The sequence below is a fragment of the Microvirga roseola genome (assembly GCF_020866965.1).
Lineage (GTDB): Bacteria > Pseudomonadota > Alphaproteobacteria > Rhizobiales > Beijerinckiaceae > Microvirga > Microvirga roseola.
Window position 1 is genome coordinate 13620 of record NZ_JAJATX010000011.1, and the last position, 15219, is coordinate 28838.

Annotated in this window: 15 protein-coding genes; 7 read left to right on the forward strand and 8 right to left on the reverse strand. The window is 64.5% G+C overall.

Going from position 1 to position 15219, the window contains the following annotated elements; genetic code table 11:
- Nucleotides 1-269 precede the first annotated feature (269 nt).
- From LG661_RS09215 to LG661_RS09230, 4 genes are all read right to left on the reverse strand, one after another.
- A complete protein-coding gene (locus LG661_RS09215; protein WP_230531587.1) occupies nt 270-1994 on the reverse strand; it encodes an AMP-binding protein in 1725 nt (574 codons plus the stop codon).
- A gap of 143 nt (nt 1995-2137) precedes the next feature.
- A complete protein-coding gene (locus LG661_RS09220) occupies nt 2138-4177 on the reverse strand; it encodes an elongation factor G (RefSeq protein WP_230531588.1) in 2040 nt (679 codons plus the stop codon).
- Nucleotides 4178-4467: 290 nt separating this feature from the next.
- On the reverse strand, nt 4468-4743 hold the full coding sequence (locus tag LG661_RS09225; protein WP_230531589.1) for a hypothetical protein: 276 nt from the start codon (nt 4741-4743) through the stop codon (nt 4468-4470).
- Nucleotides 4743-5945 carry a pyridoxal phosphate-dependent aminotransferase gene (locus tag LG661_RS09230; RefSeq protein ID WP_230531590.1) on the reverse strand — a complete coding sequence of 401 codons (1203 nt, stop codon included), beginning with the start codon at nt 5943-5945 and terminating at the stop codon, nt 4743-4745. The genes LG661_RS09225 and LG661_RS09230 overlap by 1 nt, the downstream gene beginning before the upstream one ends.
- 122 nt (nt 5946-6067) lie before the next feature.
- Between LG661_RS09230 and LG661_RS09235 the strand changes: the two genes are divergently transcribed.
- The 3 genes from LG661_RS09235 (at nt 6068) to LG661_RS09245 (ending at nt 8657) form a co-directional block, all read left to right on the forward strand.
- Nucleotides 6068-7045 (forward strand): Bug family tripartite tricarboxylate transporter substrate binding protein, encoded by a 978-nt coding sequence (locus tag LG661_RS09235; protein WP_230531591.1) that lies wholly within the window; start codon nt 6068-6070, stop codon nt 7043-7045.
- A 203-nt stretch (nt 7046-7248) separates the two neighbouring features.
- The gene (locus tag LG661_RS09240) at nt 7249-7440 is read left to right on the forward strand and encodes a hypothetical protein (protein WP_230531592.1); all 192 of its coding nucleotides are present in this window, start codon (nt 7249-7251) and stop codon (nt 7438-7440) included.
- Between the two features lie 77 nt (nt 7441-7517).
- Nucleotides 7518-8657, forward strand: a complete 1140-nt coding sequence (locus LG661_RS09245; RefSeq protein ID WP_230531593.1) for a PQQ-dependent sugar dehydrogenase — start codon at nt 7518-7520, stop codon at nt 8655-8657.
- Nucleotides 8658-8661: 4 nt separating this feature from the next.
- Here the strand turns inward: LG661_RS09245 and LG661_RS09250 are convergent, their stop codons facing one another.
- The gene (locus LG661_RS09250) at nt 8662-9003 is read right to left on the reverse strand and encodes a DMT family protein (protein WP_230531594.1); all 342 of its coding nucleotides are present in this window, start codon (nt 9001-9003) and stop codon (nt 8662-8664) included.
- 87 nt (nt 9004-9090) lie between these two features.
- Here LG661_RS09250 and LG661_RS09255 point away from each other — a divergent pair, with 87 nt between their 5' ends.
- A complete protein-coding gene (locus LG661_RS09255) occupies nt 9091-9627 on the forward strand; it encodes a DUF1499 domain-containing protein (RefSeq protein WP_230531595.1) in 537 nt (178 codons plus the stop codon).
- Here the strand turns inward: LG661_RS09255 and LG661_RS09260 are convergent.
- Nucleotides 9551-10387, reverse strand: a complete 837-nt coding sequence (locus tag LG661_RS09260; RefSeq protein ID WP_230531596.1) for a C13 family peptidase — start codon at nt 10385-10387, stop codon at nt 9551-9553. The genes LG661_RS09255 and LG661_RS09260 overlap by 77 nt on opposite strands.
- A 26-nt stretch (nt 10388-10413) precedes the next feature.
- Nucleotides 10414-10668 carry a SemiSWEET transporter gene (locus LG661_RS09265; RefSeq protein ID WP_230531597.1) on the reverse strand — a complete coding sequence of 85 codons (255 nt, stop codon included), beginning with the start codon at nt 10666-10668 and terminating at the stop codon, nt 10414-10416.
- A gap of 183 nt (nt 10669-10851) precedes the next feature.
- Here LG661_RS09265 and LG661_RS09270 point away from each other — a divergent pair, with 183 nt between their 5' ends.
- The 3 genes from LG661_RS09270 to LG661_RS09280 all read left to right on the forward strand — a co-directional run bounded on the left by LG661_RS09270 (nt 10852) and on the right by LG661_RS09280 (nt 11952).
- Nucleotides 10852-11241: a DUF3775 domain-containing protein gene (locus tag LG661_RS09270; RefSeq protein WP_230531598.1), complete on the forward strand. Its 390-nt coding sequence runs from the start codon at nt 10852-10854 to the stop codon at nt 11239-11241.
- A gap of 193 nt (nt 11242-11434) precedes the next feature.
- Nucleotides 11435-11653: a hypothetical protein gene (locus tag LG661_RS09275; RefSeq protein WP_230531599.1), complete on the forward strand. Its 219-nt coding sequence runs from the start codon at nt 11435-11437 to the stop codon at nt 11651-11653.
- Nucleotides 11654-11793: 140 nt separating this feature from the next.
- Nucleotides 11794-11952 (forward strand): hypothetical protein, encoded by a 159-nt coding sequence (locus LG661_RS09280; protein WP_230531600.1) that lies wholly within the window; start codon nt 11794-11796, stop codon nt 11950-11952.
- Nucleotides 11953-13032: 1080 nt separating this feature from the next.
- Here LG661_RS09280 and LG661_RS09285 read toward each other — a convergent pair.
- Complete coding sequence (locus tag LG661_RS09285; protein ID WP_230531601.1) at nt 13033-15216, reverse strand: esterase-like activity of phytase family protein; 2184 nt, start codon at nt 15214-15216, stop codon at nt 13033-13035.
- Nucleotides 15217-15219 lie beyond the last annotated feature (3 nt).

Sequence of the window (15219 nt, forward strand, 5' to 3'; positions counted from 1 at the left end):
AATCCGGAACCGCAGATCAGTCTGCAGGAATTTTGTCATCCCGATGACGTCAGCCATGCACTGCCTGCAGCCCTTTTATGTAGCATGTTGCATTGCATGAAGGCTGATTGCAGCCGATATGAGCAGCGGCTGATTTCAACGCGGCAACGCTTTCTTCCTCCCGGCGATGCCGTGTCGGCCGTTCCCTCTGGAAGGTTTTGACTTTAGTCGGACCTCACTTTTGCCGGGCCTTTGGCCCGGCTTTTTTCTTTTCAGCACCCGCTGCAGCGTCAATGCGGCTGCGTGACCTCGTCCTTCAGGGCGCGGCGCAGCACCTTGCCGACATTGGTCTTCGGCAGGGCCTCCCGGAACTCGATCCGGCGCGGCACCTTGTAGCCGGTCATGTTCTCCCGGCAAAACTGGCGCAGCTCATCGGCCGTGACAGCCGGATCCTTGCGGACGACATAGGCGACCACCGCCTCGCCTGAATGCTCATCCGGCAGGCCTATGACAGCCGCTTCCATCACGCCCGGATGCTTCACGAGCACGTCCTCGACCTCGTTCGGATAGACGTTGAAGCCCGAGACCAGGACCATGTCCTTCATCCGGTCCACGATCTTCACCTGGCCGTCGGGAAGAATCACGGCCACGTCACCGGTGCGGAAATAGCCGTCCGGCGTCATCACCTTTGCAGTCTCGTCCGGCCGCTGCCAGTAACCTGCCATGACCTGCGGACCCTTGACACACAGCTCCCCGCGCTCACCGTACGGGAGTGGGGCTCCATTGTTGTCCCTCACGCTGATATCGGTCGACGGCAGGGGATAGCCGATGGTGCCGGTGAACTCCTCGATGTCCAGCCTGTTGGCGCAGACCACGGGCGAGGTCTCGGAGAGGCCGTAGCCCTCCACAATGGGCCGTCCTGATACCTGCTTCCATTTCCGAGCGACAGCCTCTTGGGTCGCCATGCCTCCAGAGACGGCGAAGACCAGCTGCGAGAAATCGACCTTCTCGATCCCGGGAGCATGGGCAAGGGCGTTGTAGAGCGTGTTCAGGCCCGACATGAGCGTGATGCGGCTCTTCTGCAGCGTCCTCACGAAACCCGCGATATCGCGCGGGTTGGCGATCAACAGTTGGCAGCCGCCGATCTTCGCCATCAGCAGGGCGCAGACTGTCAACGCGAAGATATGATAGAGCGGCAGGGCCGTGACCATCACATGGTCCTGGCGGTTTCCGAAGAATGGTACCGTCCAGGCCTCGAGCTGCAGCACGTTCGCCAGCACGTTGCGGTGGAGCAGAACGGCGCCCTTCGCGACTCCGGTGGTTCCGCCGGTGTACTGCAGGAAGGCGATATCGCTGGAGACAATCGGGACGGTCTGCGGCGCTCTCTTCGAGCCCTCGGCGAAGGCGGCCTTGAAGGTGACGGCACCGGGAAGGTTGAAGGGCTTCACCGCCTTCTTCACGTGGCGCGACACGAGATTGATGATCGCACCCTTCAACCCCATGAGATCGCCGGGCGTCACCAATACGATGCGATCCAGCTTCAACTCGGGCAAGGCCTCCTCGACAGTCGCGGCGAAGTTCTCGAAGGCGAACAGGAACCGGGCCCCGGAATCCTGGATCTGGTAGCTCAGCTCGCGGGGGGTATAGAGCGGGTTGATATTGACGACGGTCCCGCCTGCCTGCAGGACGCCGAACAGGATCGCCGGAAAGGCCATCACGTTTGGCAGCATGATCGCGACGCAGTCACCCTTCTTCAGCCCTTGGGCCTGCAACCAGGAAGCGACGGCGTCCGCGCTGCGGCCGAGCTCGGCATAGGTCATCCGCTTGCCGAAGCTCTCGACGGCGGGCCGGTTCGGATATTCCGCGACGGCCTTCCGGAACATGTCGGTCAGCGTTCCGATCCCAGCCTCGTCGATGGTCCTGGGGACCGCTGGCGGATAGGAGCCTAGCCAGGGGCGGTCTGCAGAAAGATCGGGGGCACCTGACCTGTCGGGTGCCGGCGTCGTGGCGTTCATCGTTGTCCTCCGCTTCGCGGCGAGGTTTGCTTCATGGGAGATGGCATCTCCGTAAAAGCGTAAAGTGGCGCGGAAGATAACGTTTGTCGATGAAATAGTTTAGACCTGAACGATCGATCCCCGACCGTTCAGGCCCAAAGGGATCAGTGCGCCTTCTGCATGACCATTTCGGCCGGCCGGCCACTCAGCTCGGCCATGTGGTCGAACCGGGTCGAGAAGGTGCCCACACCCGCCGTGACCGAGCGCAGTTCGACGATGAGGTCGCCGATCTCGGATTCCGGAATGGTGGCGCTGATCACATCCCAACCCGTCCAGCCGGGCCGCGGGTTATAACCGAGGATCTGCCCTCGCCGACCGGTCACGAGCCCCGTCGCCTTGGACAGGGCTTCGCTCGGGATGGTGATCTCGACGGCCAGGATAGGCTCCAGCAACACGGGCTTTGCCTTCGGCAGGGCCTCGGCGATGGCGAGCCTCGCAGCGGCCTGGAACGCGGCGTCTGACGAATCCACCGTATGATAGGAGCCGTCCGTCAGCATCACGGCAAGGTCGACGACGGGAAAGCCGAGGGGGCCGCTCTTGAGCGCATCCCGCACGCCGGTCTCCACCGAGGGGATGTACTGCCGCGGCACCACACCGCCAGTGATTTTGTCCTGGAAGGCGAAGCCCTCCCCTCTCGGCAGAGGTTGGACTTCGATCATGACATCGCCGAACTGGCCGTGCCCGCCGGTCTGCTTGCGGTGACGGCCCCGAGCGGAGGACGGCATACGGATCGTTTCGCAATAGGCCACTTTCGGCCTGGCCGTCTCCACTCCGACCTGGAAACGGGAGGCGAGTTTTTCCACGGCAACCCGCAGGTGCATCTCGCCCCGTCCGAGCAGCCGGATCTCGCCCATGTCGGGGCGGCTCTCCACGACAAGCGAGGGGTCCTCCTCGGTGATCTTGGCGAGTGCGCTGGAGAGGCGCACGTCGTCCTTCCGGTCCCTCACTTTCAGAGCCACCGCATAGACCGGCTCGGGCGGCGGCGAGGACACGATCGCATCCGGCCGCATCTTGCCGGAGGAGAAGCTGTCCGCCGTTGCGATCCCCTCCAGCCGGCCGAACCCAACCGTGCTGCCTTCCTTCGCCTCGCCGATGCGGCTTGTGTTGCTGCCGACCAGATTCAGCAGACTGCCGATCCGCGCCTCCGTGCCGCGAGAACCGATAACCGTGTCGCCCTCCTGGAAGGCTCCTCTCAGTACCCGCGCGACGGAGAGTTTGCCGCCCTGCCCCATGTGGAGGGTCTTCATAGCCTGTGCCAGGGGCGGGCCGTCTTTAGGAAGCCCGAGACGGACACGGGTTTCGGTCAGGCCGGGAGCCTCGTGGCGGAGCGCTTTGAGCAGTCGCGTGACACCATTGCCGCGCTCGGCTGCACCGATGAGCACCGGCACCACATGGCTCTGTCTCAGTTCCCGCGCGAGGTCGTCGAAGATCAGGTCGCGCGGAGGCTCAATCTCGGAGATCAGGTCCTCCATGAGCTCATCGTCGTAATCCGCCAGGCGTTCCAGCATGGCGAACCGCGCCTCGCGCTCGCGCATGGCCTCGTCGTCGGGCAGGTCCACGACTTCGCTTGGCGCATGCTCGCGGTAGATGAAGGCGCGCTCCAGAGCGAGATCGATGAAGCCGACGGCGATTCCGTCCTTCCAGAGCGGGATCTGCCTGAGAAGCAGCGGCGTGCGTGATGCCTGCTGCAGGAGCGCAAGCGTCTCGCGAATACGCTGGCTTGCGGTATCGATCTTGTTGATGAACAGGAAGCGTGGGATGTCGGCTTCCTCCAGCTCCCTCAGGGTAATCTCCAGCGCCGGGATCTTGCGCTCGTCCGCCTCGCAGACCACGACGGCCGCATCGCAGACCGGCGCGACATTGCGCATCTCGTGCATGAATTCCATGGAGCCGGGGCAATCGACGAAGGTCATCGTCTCGCCCAGGAAATCGACCGTCGCCACGTTGGGCTCGATGCTCATGGCATGGGCGCGGGCCTCGGCGCTCGCATCACCCACGCTGTCGCCGCTGGACACGCGGCCCGCGCGGGAAATCGCGCCGGTCCGCTCCAGGATCGCCTCAAGGAGCGTGGTCTTGCCGCTCTGGAATGGGCCGACGATGGCGATGCATCGCGGGCCCGAACCTGGTCTGCCGTTGGGTGCCATAGGACGTCATCCTTCCCGCCCCCATTATTGGCGCGCTCTTCAAGGACGCGTCCACCCGATGGTCTGCCTGTCGCTGCGGAATGGCAAGAGGGTTTATGACCGGGAGGATAAGGCTGCCGGCCCAAATTAGAAATTTACCGCAGGTGATAGCCTAAGCTGCTTTTGACGAGCGGCTCGCATGATGGAGTTTGCTCGGGAAGGGCATTCAGGCCATCTGACGCCACCGTGAGCATCCTTCGAATAGCCGTTCCAGCAACCTTTTTCCCTTGGCTCGCTCCATTACAGGCCTCTCACCCGTCCTGGTGCTCGCCCCGTCGCACAACCTGCATGGCGGCGATCGTCACGGGTCCTGCGCGCAGGAGATTCATGGCCGAGACGATCATCTCGGCCAAGCGCTCAGGACTGATGCTGTCGCCCTCGACCTCGAGGAGGAAATCCTTCGCCTCCACGTAGCCGCCATTGGTGAAGTCGACACGGGCGTGGAACTTCACGCGGTGCGTGGAGGCGGGATTGGCCCGATAGGGCTCCGCCGCGGGATCCGGGTGGAAGGTCCGCGGAAACTCCATCAGCGAAGCGATCCGCAGAAGCGCTGTATGCGGTGGCAGGCATCTTCCAGGGCCACATTCGACGTGGCGTAGGAGATGCGGAAGTTGGGGCCGAGGCCGAAGGCCGAGCCGTGCACCGCCGCTACGCCTTCCGCCTCCAGAAGCTCGGAGACGAAGTCCTCGTCCGTCGCGATAACCTTGCCCGAGGGAGCGGTCTTGCCGATGGCCTCGGCGCAGGACGGATAGACGTAGAAAGCGCCCTCCGGCATCGGGCACTTCAGGTACTTCGACTGGTTGAGCATGGAGACCACGAGGTCGCGGCGCTCCTGGAAGGCTTGTCTGAAGCGCGGCAGGTGATCCTGCGGGCCGTCGAGGGCCTCCACGGCAGCCCATTGCGCAATCGAGCTCGCGCCCGAGGTCTGCTGGCCCTGCACGAAATCCATGGCCTTGATGAGCATCTCAGGGCCCGCCGCATAGCCGATGCGCCAGCCGGTCATGGCATAGGCCTTGGAGACGCCGTTCATGGTGAGCGTGCGCTCATAGAGGCCGGGCTCGACCTGGGCCGGAGTGACGAACTCGAAGTCGCCGTAGGTCAGGTGCTCGTACATGTCGTCGGTGAGCACCCAGACATGAGGATGGCGCATCAGCACGTCGGTGATGGCCTTCATCTCAGCGCGGGTATAGGCCGCGCCCGTCGGGTTCGAGGGCGAGTTGAGGATGATCCACTTGGTCCTCGGCGTAATGGCGCGCTCGAGGGGCTCCGGCTGAAGCTTGAAATTGTGCTCCATGGTGCAGTCGACGAAGACCGGCTTGCCGCCGCACAGGCCCACCATCTCCGGATAGGACACCCAGTAGGGAGCCGGAATGATGACCTCGTCGCCCGGGTTCAGGGTGGCGAGGAGCGCGTTGTAGATAACCTGCTTGCCGCCCGTGGAGACGATGGTCTGCGACGGCTTGTAGTCCAAGCCGTTCTCGCGCTTGAACTTGCGGGCAATGGCTTCGCGCAGGGGCACGATGCCGGAAACGGGAGTGTACTTCGTCTCGCCCCGGCGGATCGCGGCGATGGCCGCTTCCTTGATGTTGTCGGGGGTGTCGAAATCCGGCTCGCCGACGGAAAGGCTGATCACATCCCGGCCCTGGGCTTTGAGATCCCGCGCTTTCTGCGTGATGACGATGGTCGCAGACGGCTTGATGCGGGAAAGGGCGTCAGACAAAAAGCCCATGGGAATCCTCCGGTCGGGGCGTTAAGAAGGGATTGTGACGGCGGCGGACCCTAGTCCGCCTGTGCCGTCCAAGCAAGTGAAACAGCCCATCCGAAATGGGATTTCGAGGAGACGCCCTGCCGATGACCGCTTCTATCACCCGCCGCCTTGCGCTCGGCCTGTTCGCGGGAGCGACGCTGCTCGCCACCGCCGCCGCCCAGACCTATCCCGACCGAGTCATCAAGATGGTGGTCCCCTACCCGGCAGGCGGCCCGACCGATGTCATCGCCCGCATCGTGGCGGAGGAGATGGGTAAGGAACTGGGCCAGAACGTCATCGTCGAAAACCTGGCCGGCGCCTCCGGTGCCGTCGGCACCCGGACCGTGGCCAGAGCCGAGCCCGACGGCTACACCATCATCTTCGGCAATAACCAGACCCACGGGAACAACATGTTCCTGCTCAAGGAACCGGGCTACGATGCGATCAAAGACTTCGCACCGCTGGCTGGTGCCGGCGCTTTCGAGCACGTGTTCGTGGTCAAGAACGACCTTCCCGTGAAGTCGATGCAGGAACTGGTCGCCCTCGCCAAAAAGGATCCGGGCAAGCTGAATTACGGCTCCACGGGCGTCGGCTCCGGTTCGCATCTGGCGACCGAGCTCTTCATGACCCGTACGGGCACGAAGATGGCCCATGTCCCCTTCCGGGGCGCTGCTCCCCTGGTGACGGAACTCACCGCCGGGCGCATCGACGTGTCGAACTCCACCCTGCCGAGCGTCCTCGCCCAGTTCCAGGCCGGCAAGATGCGCGCCATCGGCATAGCGAGCCCCCAGCGCAACCCGCAGGCGCCCGACGTGCCGACCCTGCGCGAGCAGGGCATCACCAATGCGGATGCAGAATCGTGGGCTGCCTTCTTCGCCCCGGTTAACACCCCGAAGCCGGTCCTCGACAAGCTGTCGACCACGATCATCGGCATCCTGAACAAACCGGACGTGAAGGAGCGCATCACCAAGCTCGGCTTCACCCTCAACGTGCGCGATCCTGAGACCTTCAAACCCTACCTTGCCAAGGAGATCGAGACCTGGGCCGACATCATCAAGACTGCGGGCATCAAGGCCGAATAACCCCTTAGGACCTGCCTCACGGAAAGGATGGCCGGGCTTCGCCCCGGCCATTTTTTGCCCTAAGAACGCGAAAAGCGTTAACACTCGTTAACACAAATACTTAACGGGGCATCTCAAAGCAGAAGCTTCGCTCCCGGCCGGAACTTTCGTGACTCAGGAAGGTTTTTCTTCCACAGGTCATCTTGGCGGCCGGAGGAAGAGCCATGAAAGCCTACTGTGGGAGAAGTGCCAACCACGTGGCGTTCCGGGCTCATCGGCTGGACCCCCGACAGGAAAGCCGGCGCTCGCTGGCCCTGATCGTGCTGATGAGCCTTGCGACCGTCTCCGTGATGGCGGCGACCCAGGCCCTGTCGGCAGAGGATACGGGCCCCGTCCACCTCTCTTCCCAGCAGTAACGCCTGAGTGAACGGCGGTAAGCTTGACGCCTCCGGCGACGAGGTTAGCTCTTCGGAAACCCATCCGGAGAGACCCCATGCCGAGACTTCGCTTCGCCCTGACCTGTGCCCTGGCGCTCGCAGTATCCCCCTCCGCCTTTGCCCAGGATGTCCAGCGCCTTCGCACCGATAAGGCGGAAGTGATCGTCGAAACGGTGGCGCGTAACCTCCAGAATCCCTGGGGCCTGAGCTTTTTGCCCGACGGCCGCATGCTGGTCACGGAGAGACCCGGGCGCCTGCGCATCATTTCGGCCGACGGTCAGGCCTCGGAGCCGATTTCAGGGCTGCCCCGGATCGCGGCCCGCGGCCAAGGGGGGCTTCTCGACGTTGCCCTCGATCCGAACTTTCCCAAGAACCGCCTCGTCTATTTAAGCTTCGCCGAGGATCGGGGCGGAGGCCGGGCGGGCACCAGCGTGGCGCGGGGCCGCCTGAGCCAGGACGGAACAGCGCTTGAGAATACACGGGTCATCTTCCGGCAGGAGCCGGCCCACACGGGCGGCAATCACTACGGCTCGCGCCTTGTCTTCGACCGTGCGGGCAACCTCTTCGTCACCGTGGGCGACCGGTATGAGTTGAGAAACCAAGCGCAGAACCCGCAGAACCACATCGGCAAGATCGTTCACATCCAGCCCAGCGGTGGGGCAGCGCCCAACAATCCATTCCTCAACCGGGAGGGCGTGCAGCCTGAAATCTGGTCACTTGGCCACCGCAACGTGCAGGCCGCCGCTCTGAACCCGTCGACGGGCGAACTCTGGACGGTCGAGCACGGCGCGCGCGGCGGCGATGAGGTCAACATCCCGAAGCCGGGCCGGAACTATGGCTGGCCGGTCATCACCTACGGCGTCGACTATTCCGGCGCGAAGATCGGCGAGGGCACGGCCAAACCCGGGCTCGAACAGCCGGTCTATTACTGGGATCCCTCGATCGCTCCTTCCGGAATGGCATTCTACACGGGCGACAAGTTCCCGGCCTGGCGTGGCAGCGTCCTCATCGGCGCGCTTGCGGGCAGGCTTGTCTCGCGACTGGAGACCAGCGGAAATCAGGTAACCGGCGAGGAGCGCATGCTGCAGAATTTGGGCGAGCGCATCCGCGACGTGCGCCAGGGTCCGGACGGTTTCGTCTATCTGCTGACGGATTCGCCCCAGGGCCGGATCCTGCGGGTCAGGCCCGCAGAATGAGGCTTCAGCGCCCCTGAAAGATGAAAGCGGCCCCGGCGGCGATCAGGCCGAAGCCGATGAGATGGTTCCAGCCGAGCGGCTCCCTGAGATAGAGAACCGAGAAGCCTGCAAAGACGAGGAGGGTGATCACCTCCTGCATCGTCTTCAGCTCCGCCGCCGAATAGACGGCCGAGCCGATGCGGTTGGCGGGCACGGCGAACCAGTATTCGACGAAGGCGATGCTCCAGCTCGCGATCACCGCGATCCAGAGCGGGGCCGCCTTGTATTTGAGATGTCCGTACCACGCGAAGGTCATGAAGACGTTCGAGGCGATCAGCATCGCAATCGGCGCAGTGTGGGGATTCATGGGAAGGTCACCGCAGGAGGTAGGATGAAAGCGCTACCTGCCCTATTCTCCCCTTCGCCAGTGTCAAGGTGATGGAGAGGCGGACGAATGGTGAAGAAGCCGAAGGCGGCGATGGCGGGCCTTACAGGACTTGGCCTGGGCTATGGCCTCTGGCGCACCTGGGAGGCGACCCTCGACAGGGTCTGGCAGAGCACAGCCGGCTCGCCGGATCTCGGGCCGGTCGACTTCGCGACCCTCAGGCGCCGCCATAACCCGAATGATGCCCTCGCCTGCCCGCGGGATTTCTGCCCCGAAGCGAAGCCGGATTTCGAGCCGCCGGTTTTTCCGGTACCGCCGGCGCGCCTGCGTGCCGTCCTTGCAGAGGTTGCCTCCTCGGAACCCAACACGACTCTCGTGCAGTCGGGTACGGAGCAGGACCGCTATCTCGTCCGGACGCGGTTCTGGCGCTTTCCCGATACGGTCGTTGCACAGGTGATCGGGCTGGACGAAGACCGGTCAACGCTGGCCCTCTATTCACGCAGTCAGCTCGGCCGGTCGGACCTCGGGGTCAACAGACGGCGGTTGCAGCGCTGGGTCGAGCGCATCGGCAGGCTTGCCGCACCGGCGGAGCAGCGCAGGCCGTGATAACGCGCTCCAGAACCTCGGACCCGCCGGCCATCTGCGGATTGGAGGGATCGAACCCCTCCCGCTCCTCGCGCTGCGTGACGAGGCGACGGGCCTCCTCGAAGGCGGCATCGAGGCGAACCTTGCCGGGCAGGGCCTTGTTGAAGAAGGCGTCGCCGAAATAAGTCCAGGTCGCCCCGTCCTCGCAGCCGAAGGACGGCTTGTCGGCGGCAGCGGCGGTGATGACGAGGGTGCGCTCGTCGGCCAGTTTCTCAGCGAAAATGCCGGAATAGCAGGCGGAGACGATCACGACCCGGTTCCGGGCTCTGGTCTCGTCGAGGACGGTCCTTACGTCTTCGGGCGTCATCAGCCACTCGTCTTTTCCTGCAACCACGCCGATGCCCTCCGGTGTGCCGTGGGAGGTCAGGACCAGAACGGCGACATCCTCTGCCGGATCGAGCGCCCGTCCCGCTGCCTTCGCAGCCGCCATGATGGAGGCGGGCTTGGCTCCGAAACGGCGCTTGCCGTTGAAGAGAACGAGGGTGCGGCCCTTCGAGCCGATCTGCGCCTCCAGGATGCGCGCCGCGCCCTTCGCCTCGCTCTCGAAGACGCTCTCAGGCCCCCAGAGCCCAAAGGAGAGGATATAGACGTCAACCTCGCCTGGGCGTTGCGGGGCAAGCTTGAAAGCCCCGGAGCGCTGCGCAGCCTGCGCGACAGCGTCGCCCGGAAGCCCGAAGGAAAGGGCGATACCGAGCAGGCAAAGGGAGAGAATCCGGCGCATGGCGATCTTTCTGCATGAGATTGCTATCAGCCATAACGCAGTTTCAGGGCGAGGATCAGCGCCACCAACACGAAAGTGATGGCATTGGCGAAGATGATCGGCGCGTTTCCGGCAAGGACGCCATAGACCAGCCACAGGCCGACCCCGAGGGTGAAGGCGCCCTGGGTCACCAGCGACAGGGATTTGGTGTCCTTGGTGCGGATGGTCCTGAGGGCCTGCGGCAGCCAGCACACGGTCGTCAGAATGGCGGCGGCGAAGCCGAGGATCTCTAGTCCGGACATGATCGAATCGCTGTTGGGGATGGCGCTGCTTTATCACGTTCGCCCCTTTGCGCCTCATGAATTTCGTCGCAGGAGCAGGCCGTGGGATGATGCTCTATCGGAGGCAAGCTGAGCCGAAGCTGAACCGAAACCGGATTTGAGGGTTTCCCTGACACAGCACCGTACAAAAGTCCGAGGAACTCCATGGATATCGCGCTCGACAAGGTTTGCGAAATCATTCTCCACGCCAGGGCCATCGACGTGAAGGAAGGCCCCACCGATCCGGCCTCGGGCTCGAACCCCATCGACGACGGCAATCTGGACGCGCTGACCTCTTCTCCCGATGACGCAACGGAGGAGGAGCTTCGCGACGTGATCTCAGGCCTGAATGACGACGAGCGGGCGGATCTCATCGCGCTCGTCTTCATCGGCCGGGGCGATATGGAGCCCGAGGAATGGGGCGCTGCCGTGCGCCTTGCCAAGGAGCGGGAGGCCTCGAGCTCCCTTCCCACCGCGGACTGGCTCATCGGCATTCCGAACCTGGCCGACCTTCTGGACGAGGGGCTCAACGCCCTGGGACGCAGCTGCGTCTGAAGCATCGGATGCCTCAGCCCGACGTTTCCCTCTTCCACAAATCCCAACGAGTTTCTCCCGTTCGCGAAGCTCCCGCCCTGTAGCGCAAAATTCTTGTGCCGCAACGAATCCGTGATCGCCGACACGGCAACGGCGCCCCATTTGCGACACGGATGACGCCGAGAATCGGCATCGGTCACAAGGAGGATGTGTCATGATTCCGCGTCGCCCCGAACATCAGGAGGACGAAGCAGAGAACAGGCTCGCCTCCACAGCCCTGCCTGCTGCCGATCCCCATGCCCCGTTAGCGTCCGAACCCCTGCCCGAAGAGCCTGCCCTGGTGCAGCTCGCCGAGCTGGATGCGCCGGACGTCGAGATCGAGTTCGACCGCACGGAAGCCTATCTCAAGGGGCCCACCGTCTTCGCGGCCTGACGGCCCTGCCCATCCTCACGCTCACGTGAACAAGGCCCCTGCATCCGCCGCGCCGCATGCAGGGTAACCGCCCTGAAGGTTGAACCTTCGGTCCCGGCCGAGCGCCGGGATCCAACGCAACCCAATCAGGGATGGATTCCATGACCCTTCGTATCGCCTGCCTGACTGCTGTCCTTGCTCTCGCAGCTCCCGCCGTCACGCTGACGATCCCCGCCATCGCCCAGGACATGAAGATGGTCGGCGGCGCGCGGATGTCGCCCTCGAAGACCATCCAGCCCTCCGGGGCTGCTTCCCAATAATCGCAAGCAATGCCGGATCGCCGCTCTCCTGCGCCGAAACCTTCATCGTGCGGCGGACCTCCCGGGCCGTCGGGATGACACCGCACGGGATGTCACGGGCTTTCAAAGAGCGTTGGAGCAGCACCTTCGGGCCCGGAGCCGATGGGCTCCGAGCCTGAAAGGTTGAGGGCGCGCGAGAGGCGTCCGGCTCAGAAATGGGTGAGATGGAAAGAGCCGGGTGGCCCCTCGCGCACGGCTTTTTAGGCGGTCCATCACCCGTTGCCGGATGCGACTGGCCTCCCGTCGGGAGCGCGTGCGTATCGCCCTCCCGCAGGACCGTGCCTGCTCCCACATCTTGCGACGCCTCGCGAGCGCGCCCCTCGTGGAGCAGACGCGCCCCTCGTGGAGCAGATCTGATGCAGGTTATAGCAAAGCTTGTCCCCACAGTCGAGGACAAAATGAGAACATTCCGCGGCCCAGCCTCTCCGCTTCCTCCCCCATCCTCATCCCTCCGTCCTCATCCTGAGGAGCCGCGAAGCGGCGTCTCGAAGGATGCTCCAGCGCGCACGGGAGACGCCCTCGTCCTTCGAGACGCTTCGCTCCTCAGGATGAGGGCTGTGGGAGACGCCGGGCGAAACAGGCCGGGGATGACGGCGAGGGTGGCAGCCGCCCATTCCCCTCCCCCTTGTGGGGAGGGGCCAAGGGTGGGGGTGTGAGCGCCACGCTTGTTCAGTTTAGCGCCAGCACCCCCACCTCCAACTCCTCCCCACAAGGGGGAGGAGGGCTTCGGTCGCGTCCTTCATGCCCGACTTGCGCAAGAGCAAGCAGGTCCCGGGCAAGCCCGGGGCCTGTGAGGGAGGAGAGCTCCTGTCGCGCCCATCATTCCCGGCCGAAGCGCAGCGGAGGGGAAGGGAATCCGCTCTCCCGCACCGCCATGGATCCCCTTCCCGGCTCTTTGAGCCGCCGGGGACGACAGGAAGGGTGTGGATTCGCCATGGCCATTCCCTCTCTCGAGAGTGAGACAGGCGGTCCGCTCAAAGCCTCCACGAAAAAGGGCCGCTCATCGAGCGGCCCTCATTCGCATTCAGCTCACTGCGTCTCTCAGAGCTTGCCGAGCTTGAGGAACTGCGTTTCGCCCGAAGAATCGTCGACGCCGTCGTTGTCGGTGACGATGTAGGCGTCGCCCGCCGCGTCGATCGTGAAGCCCTCGACCTTGTCGAGGGCGTAGCCCTTCGGAGCCTTCAGGTCGGGCATGAGATCGCGCAGTTCGGTCTTCTTCACCAGCGGCAGCTCGCCGCCGAGGCCTGCGGGCTTCATGTCGCTCATGGAGACTGCATAGAGCTTCTTCACCTTCGCCTTTTCGGCGATCTGGTTGTCGCGCTCGATGATGATGACGCGGTCGCCCGCAGCGGTGATCTCGGACAGCCCGATCCAGCTGACTTCCGTGCTGTCGAGCGGGTAGTGCACCGCGCCCCAGCTCTTGTCCGCGGGCTTGTAGGCGAGGAGCTTCACGACGCTCTTGCCGTCATCCGCCCATTCGCGCTGCACGGCGAGCCACACGATCTCGTCCGCGCCCGAGCCGGTGACGGTGACGCCTTCCAGGCCGAAATTCTTCGCGCCCTTCTCGAGATCGGCGGGAAGCGAAATCTCCTCCTGGATCGCGCCCTTCGCATCGACCTTGACGAGGAGGTTCTTCATCTCCTTCGCAGGGTTGCCCTCGGAGGCGAGCCAGAAGCCGCCATCGGAGGCCACGGCGATGCCTTCCAGATCGAGCTTCTCGGCCGCAGCGCCGTTGCGGGTCACCAGGGCTTCGCCGGTGATGCGCGCGGGCTTCTGCGTGGCGTCGATGGTGAGGATGCGCGGCGCGCCGCTGTAGAAGCTGTCCGTGACCGCATGGAGCCTGCCGGCCTGCGCCTTGTCGGCGGCAAGGCCCGAGAGCGCACCCCAGGCGATGGGAAGGCCTTCAGCGTTCTTCTGCGAGCGGATCGTCGGATAGGCCGGAGCGGCGCGGTCAGTGCGCTGGTAGATCATGACATGCGGGGCAGCGCCGCCGTCGCCGTGCAGATCCTCCTCGCTCGTGGCGACGAAGAGGTTGCGGCTCGGGATCGCGAGGAGGCCTTCGGGCCCGCCGCCGGTCGGCAGAACCTGCACAAGCTGCGGCTCGGCGCCTGCATCGCGATAGACCCCGACGACCGAAGCGCGCTCGGAAGCGATGAAGATGAGATTGTCGTTGCCGAAGCGCGCCACCTCGATGCCTTCGATCTCCGCGCCCTTCTTGTTGCGCTTGTCGGGATAGTGGCCCAGCGCGACGATCTCATGCTCCAGGCTCGCGCCGGATTCGTAGGCGACGGAGCCATCCTTGTTGAAGATGGTGAAGCCGCGCGCGCCACCCTTCCAGTCGCCCTCGTTGGCGGTCACGAAGCGGTTCGCGTCGATCCAGTGGACCGCATCGGGCTCGCGCAGGACGCCGCTCTGCGAGTCGGTCAGTGCGATCCTGCCGTCCTTCTTCGTGTCGATGTTCTTCAGGTCGGTCTGGCCTGCGGAGAAATGCGCCTCGACCTTGCCGGTCCGTCCATCGACCACGGCGATGTGGTTGTTCTCCTGCAGGGTCACGACAATCTTGCCCTCGGAGGAGACGTCCACGAATTCAGGTTCCGGATCCTCGCCCGCGGTGGCGGCGAGGCCGGTGAGGTCGACGGTCTTGAGGCTCGCGCAATCGACAGCCTCGCCCTTGAGCGGCGCAACGACCAGCGACCCTGCGGGCATCTGCGGAAGCGCGCCGTCGTTCAGGTCCTCGTCGCGCTCGTTCTCGATGGCGATGGCGAGCACGCCCGCATGGGCGGCAATCGAATCCGGCTGGCCCGGCAGCGCGCATTCGCCGGCGATCTTGCGGGTCGCGAGATCGACGAGCACCAGCTTGCCCGAAGGCTTGGCATAGCTCTCGGAGGTGTTGACGGCGACCAGGGCCTTGCCGCCCAGAACCTTCACGGAAGTAGGCTCGCCGCCGAGCGCCAGCATGCCGGAAGGCTTCGGCTGCGCGGCATCGGCGATGTCGATGAAGCCCAGCGCATTGCGCGGGCTGTCCGTATAGACCAGGAGCTTGCCGTCCTCGCTCGCGGAGATGATCTCGGCGACCGTCTCGCCCTTCTGGTCCGCATCCGCCGGAAGGTTGGCGGTGATCGGGAAGCTGGCGATGCGGTCGAAATATTCCGCCGCGGAGGCGCCGAGCGCCGTGCCGGAGAGGAGAAGGGCGGCAAGCGAGCCGATGGTGAGAGAACGGTGCATTGT

Bases quoted from the DNA above. Each gene is read 5' to 3' on its own strand.
- LG661_RS09215 (WP_230531587.1), bottom strand. From the start codon at position 1,994: ATGAACGCCACGACGCCGGCACCCGACAGGTCAGGTGCCCCCGATCTT.
- LG661_RS09220 (WP_230531588.1), bottom strand. From the start codon at position 4,177: ATGGCACCCAACGGCAGACCAGGTTCGGGCCCGCGATGCATCGCCATC.
- LG661_RS09225 (WP_230531589.1), bottom strand. From the start codon at position 4,743: ATGGAGTTTCCGCGGACCTTCCACCCGGATCCCGCGGCGGAGCCCTAT.
- LG661_RS09230 (WP_230531590.1), bottom strand. From the start codon at position 5,945: ATGGGCTTTTTGTCTGACGCCCTTTCCCGCATCAAGCCGTCTGCGACC.
- LG661_RS09235 (WP_230531591.1), top strand. From the start codon at position 6,068: ATGACCGCTTCTATCACCCGCCGCCTTGCGCTCGGCCTGTTCGCGGGA.
- LG661_RS09240 (WP_230531592.1), top strand. From the start codon at position 7,249: ATGAAAGCCTACTGTGGGAGAAGTGCCAACCACGTGGCGTTCCGGGCT.
- LG661_RS09245 (WP_230531593.1), top strand. From the start codon at position 7,518: ATGCCGAGACTTCGCTTCGCCCTGACCTGTGCCCTGGCGCTCGCAGTA.
- LG661_RS09250 (WP_230531594.1), bottom strand. From the start codon at position 9,003: ATGAATCCCCACACTGCGCCGATTGCGATGCTGATCGCCTCGAACGTC.
- LG661_RS09255 (WP_230531595.1), top strand. From the start codon at position 9,091: ATGGTGAAGAAGCCGAAGGCGGCGATGGCGGGCCTTACAGGACTTGGC.
- LG661_RS09260 (WP_230531596.1), bottom strand. From the start codon at position 10,387: ATGCGCCGGATTCTCTCCCTTTGCCTGCTCGGTATCGCCCTTTCCTTC.
- LG661_RS09265 (WP_230531597.1), bottom strand. From the start codon at position 10,668: ATGTCCGGACTAGAGATCCTCGGCTTCGCCGCCGCCATTCTGACGACC.
- LG661_RS09270 (WP_230531598.1), top strand. From the start codon at position 10,852: ATGGATATCGCGCTCGACAAGGTTTGCGAAATCATTCTCCACGCCAGG.
- LG661_RS09275 (WP_230531599.1), top strand. From the start codon at position 11,435: ATGATTCCGCGTCGCCCCGAACATCAGGAGGACGAAGCAGAGAACAGG.
- LG661_RS09280 (WP_230531600.1), top strand. From the start codon at position 11,794: ATGACCCTTCGTATCGCCTGCCTGACTGCTGTCCTTGCTCTCGCAGCT.
- LG661_RS09285 (WP_230531601.1), bottom strand. From the start codon at position 15,216: ATGCACCGTTCTCTCACCATCGGCTCGCTTGCCGCCCTTCTCCTCTCC.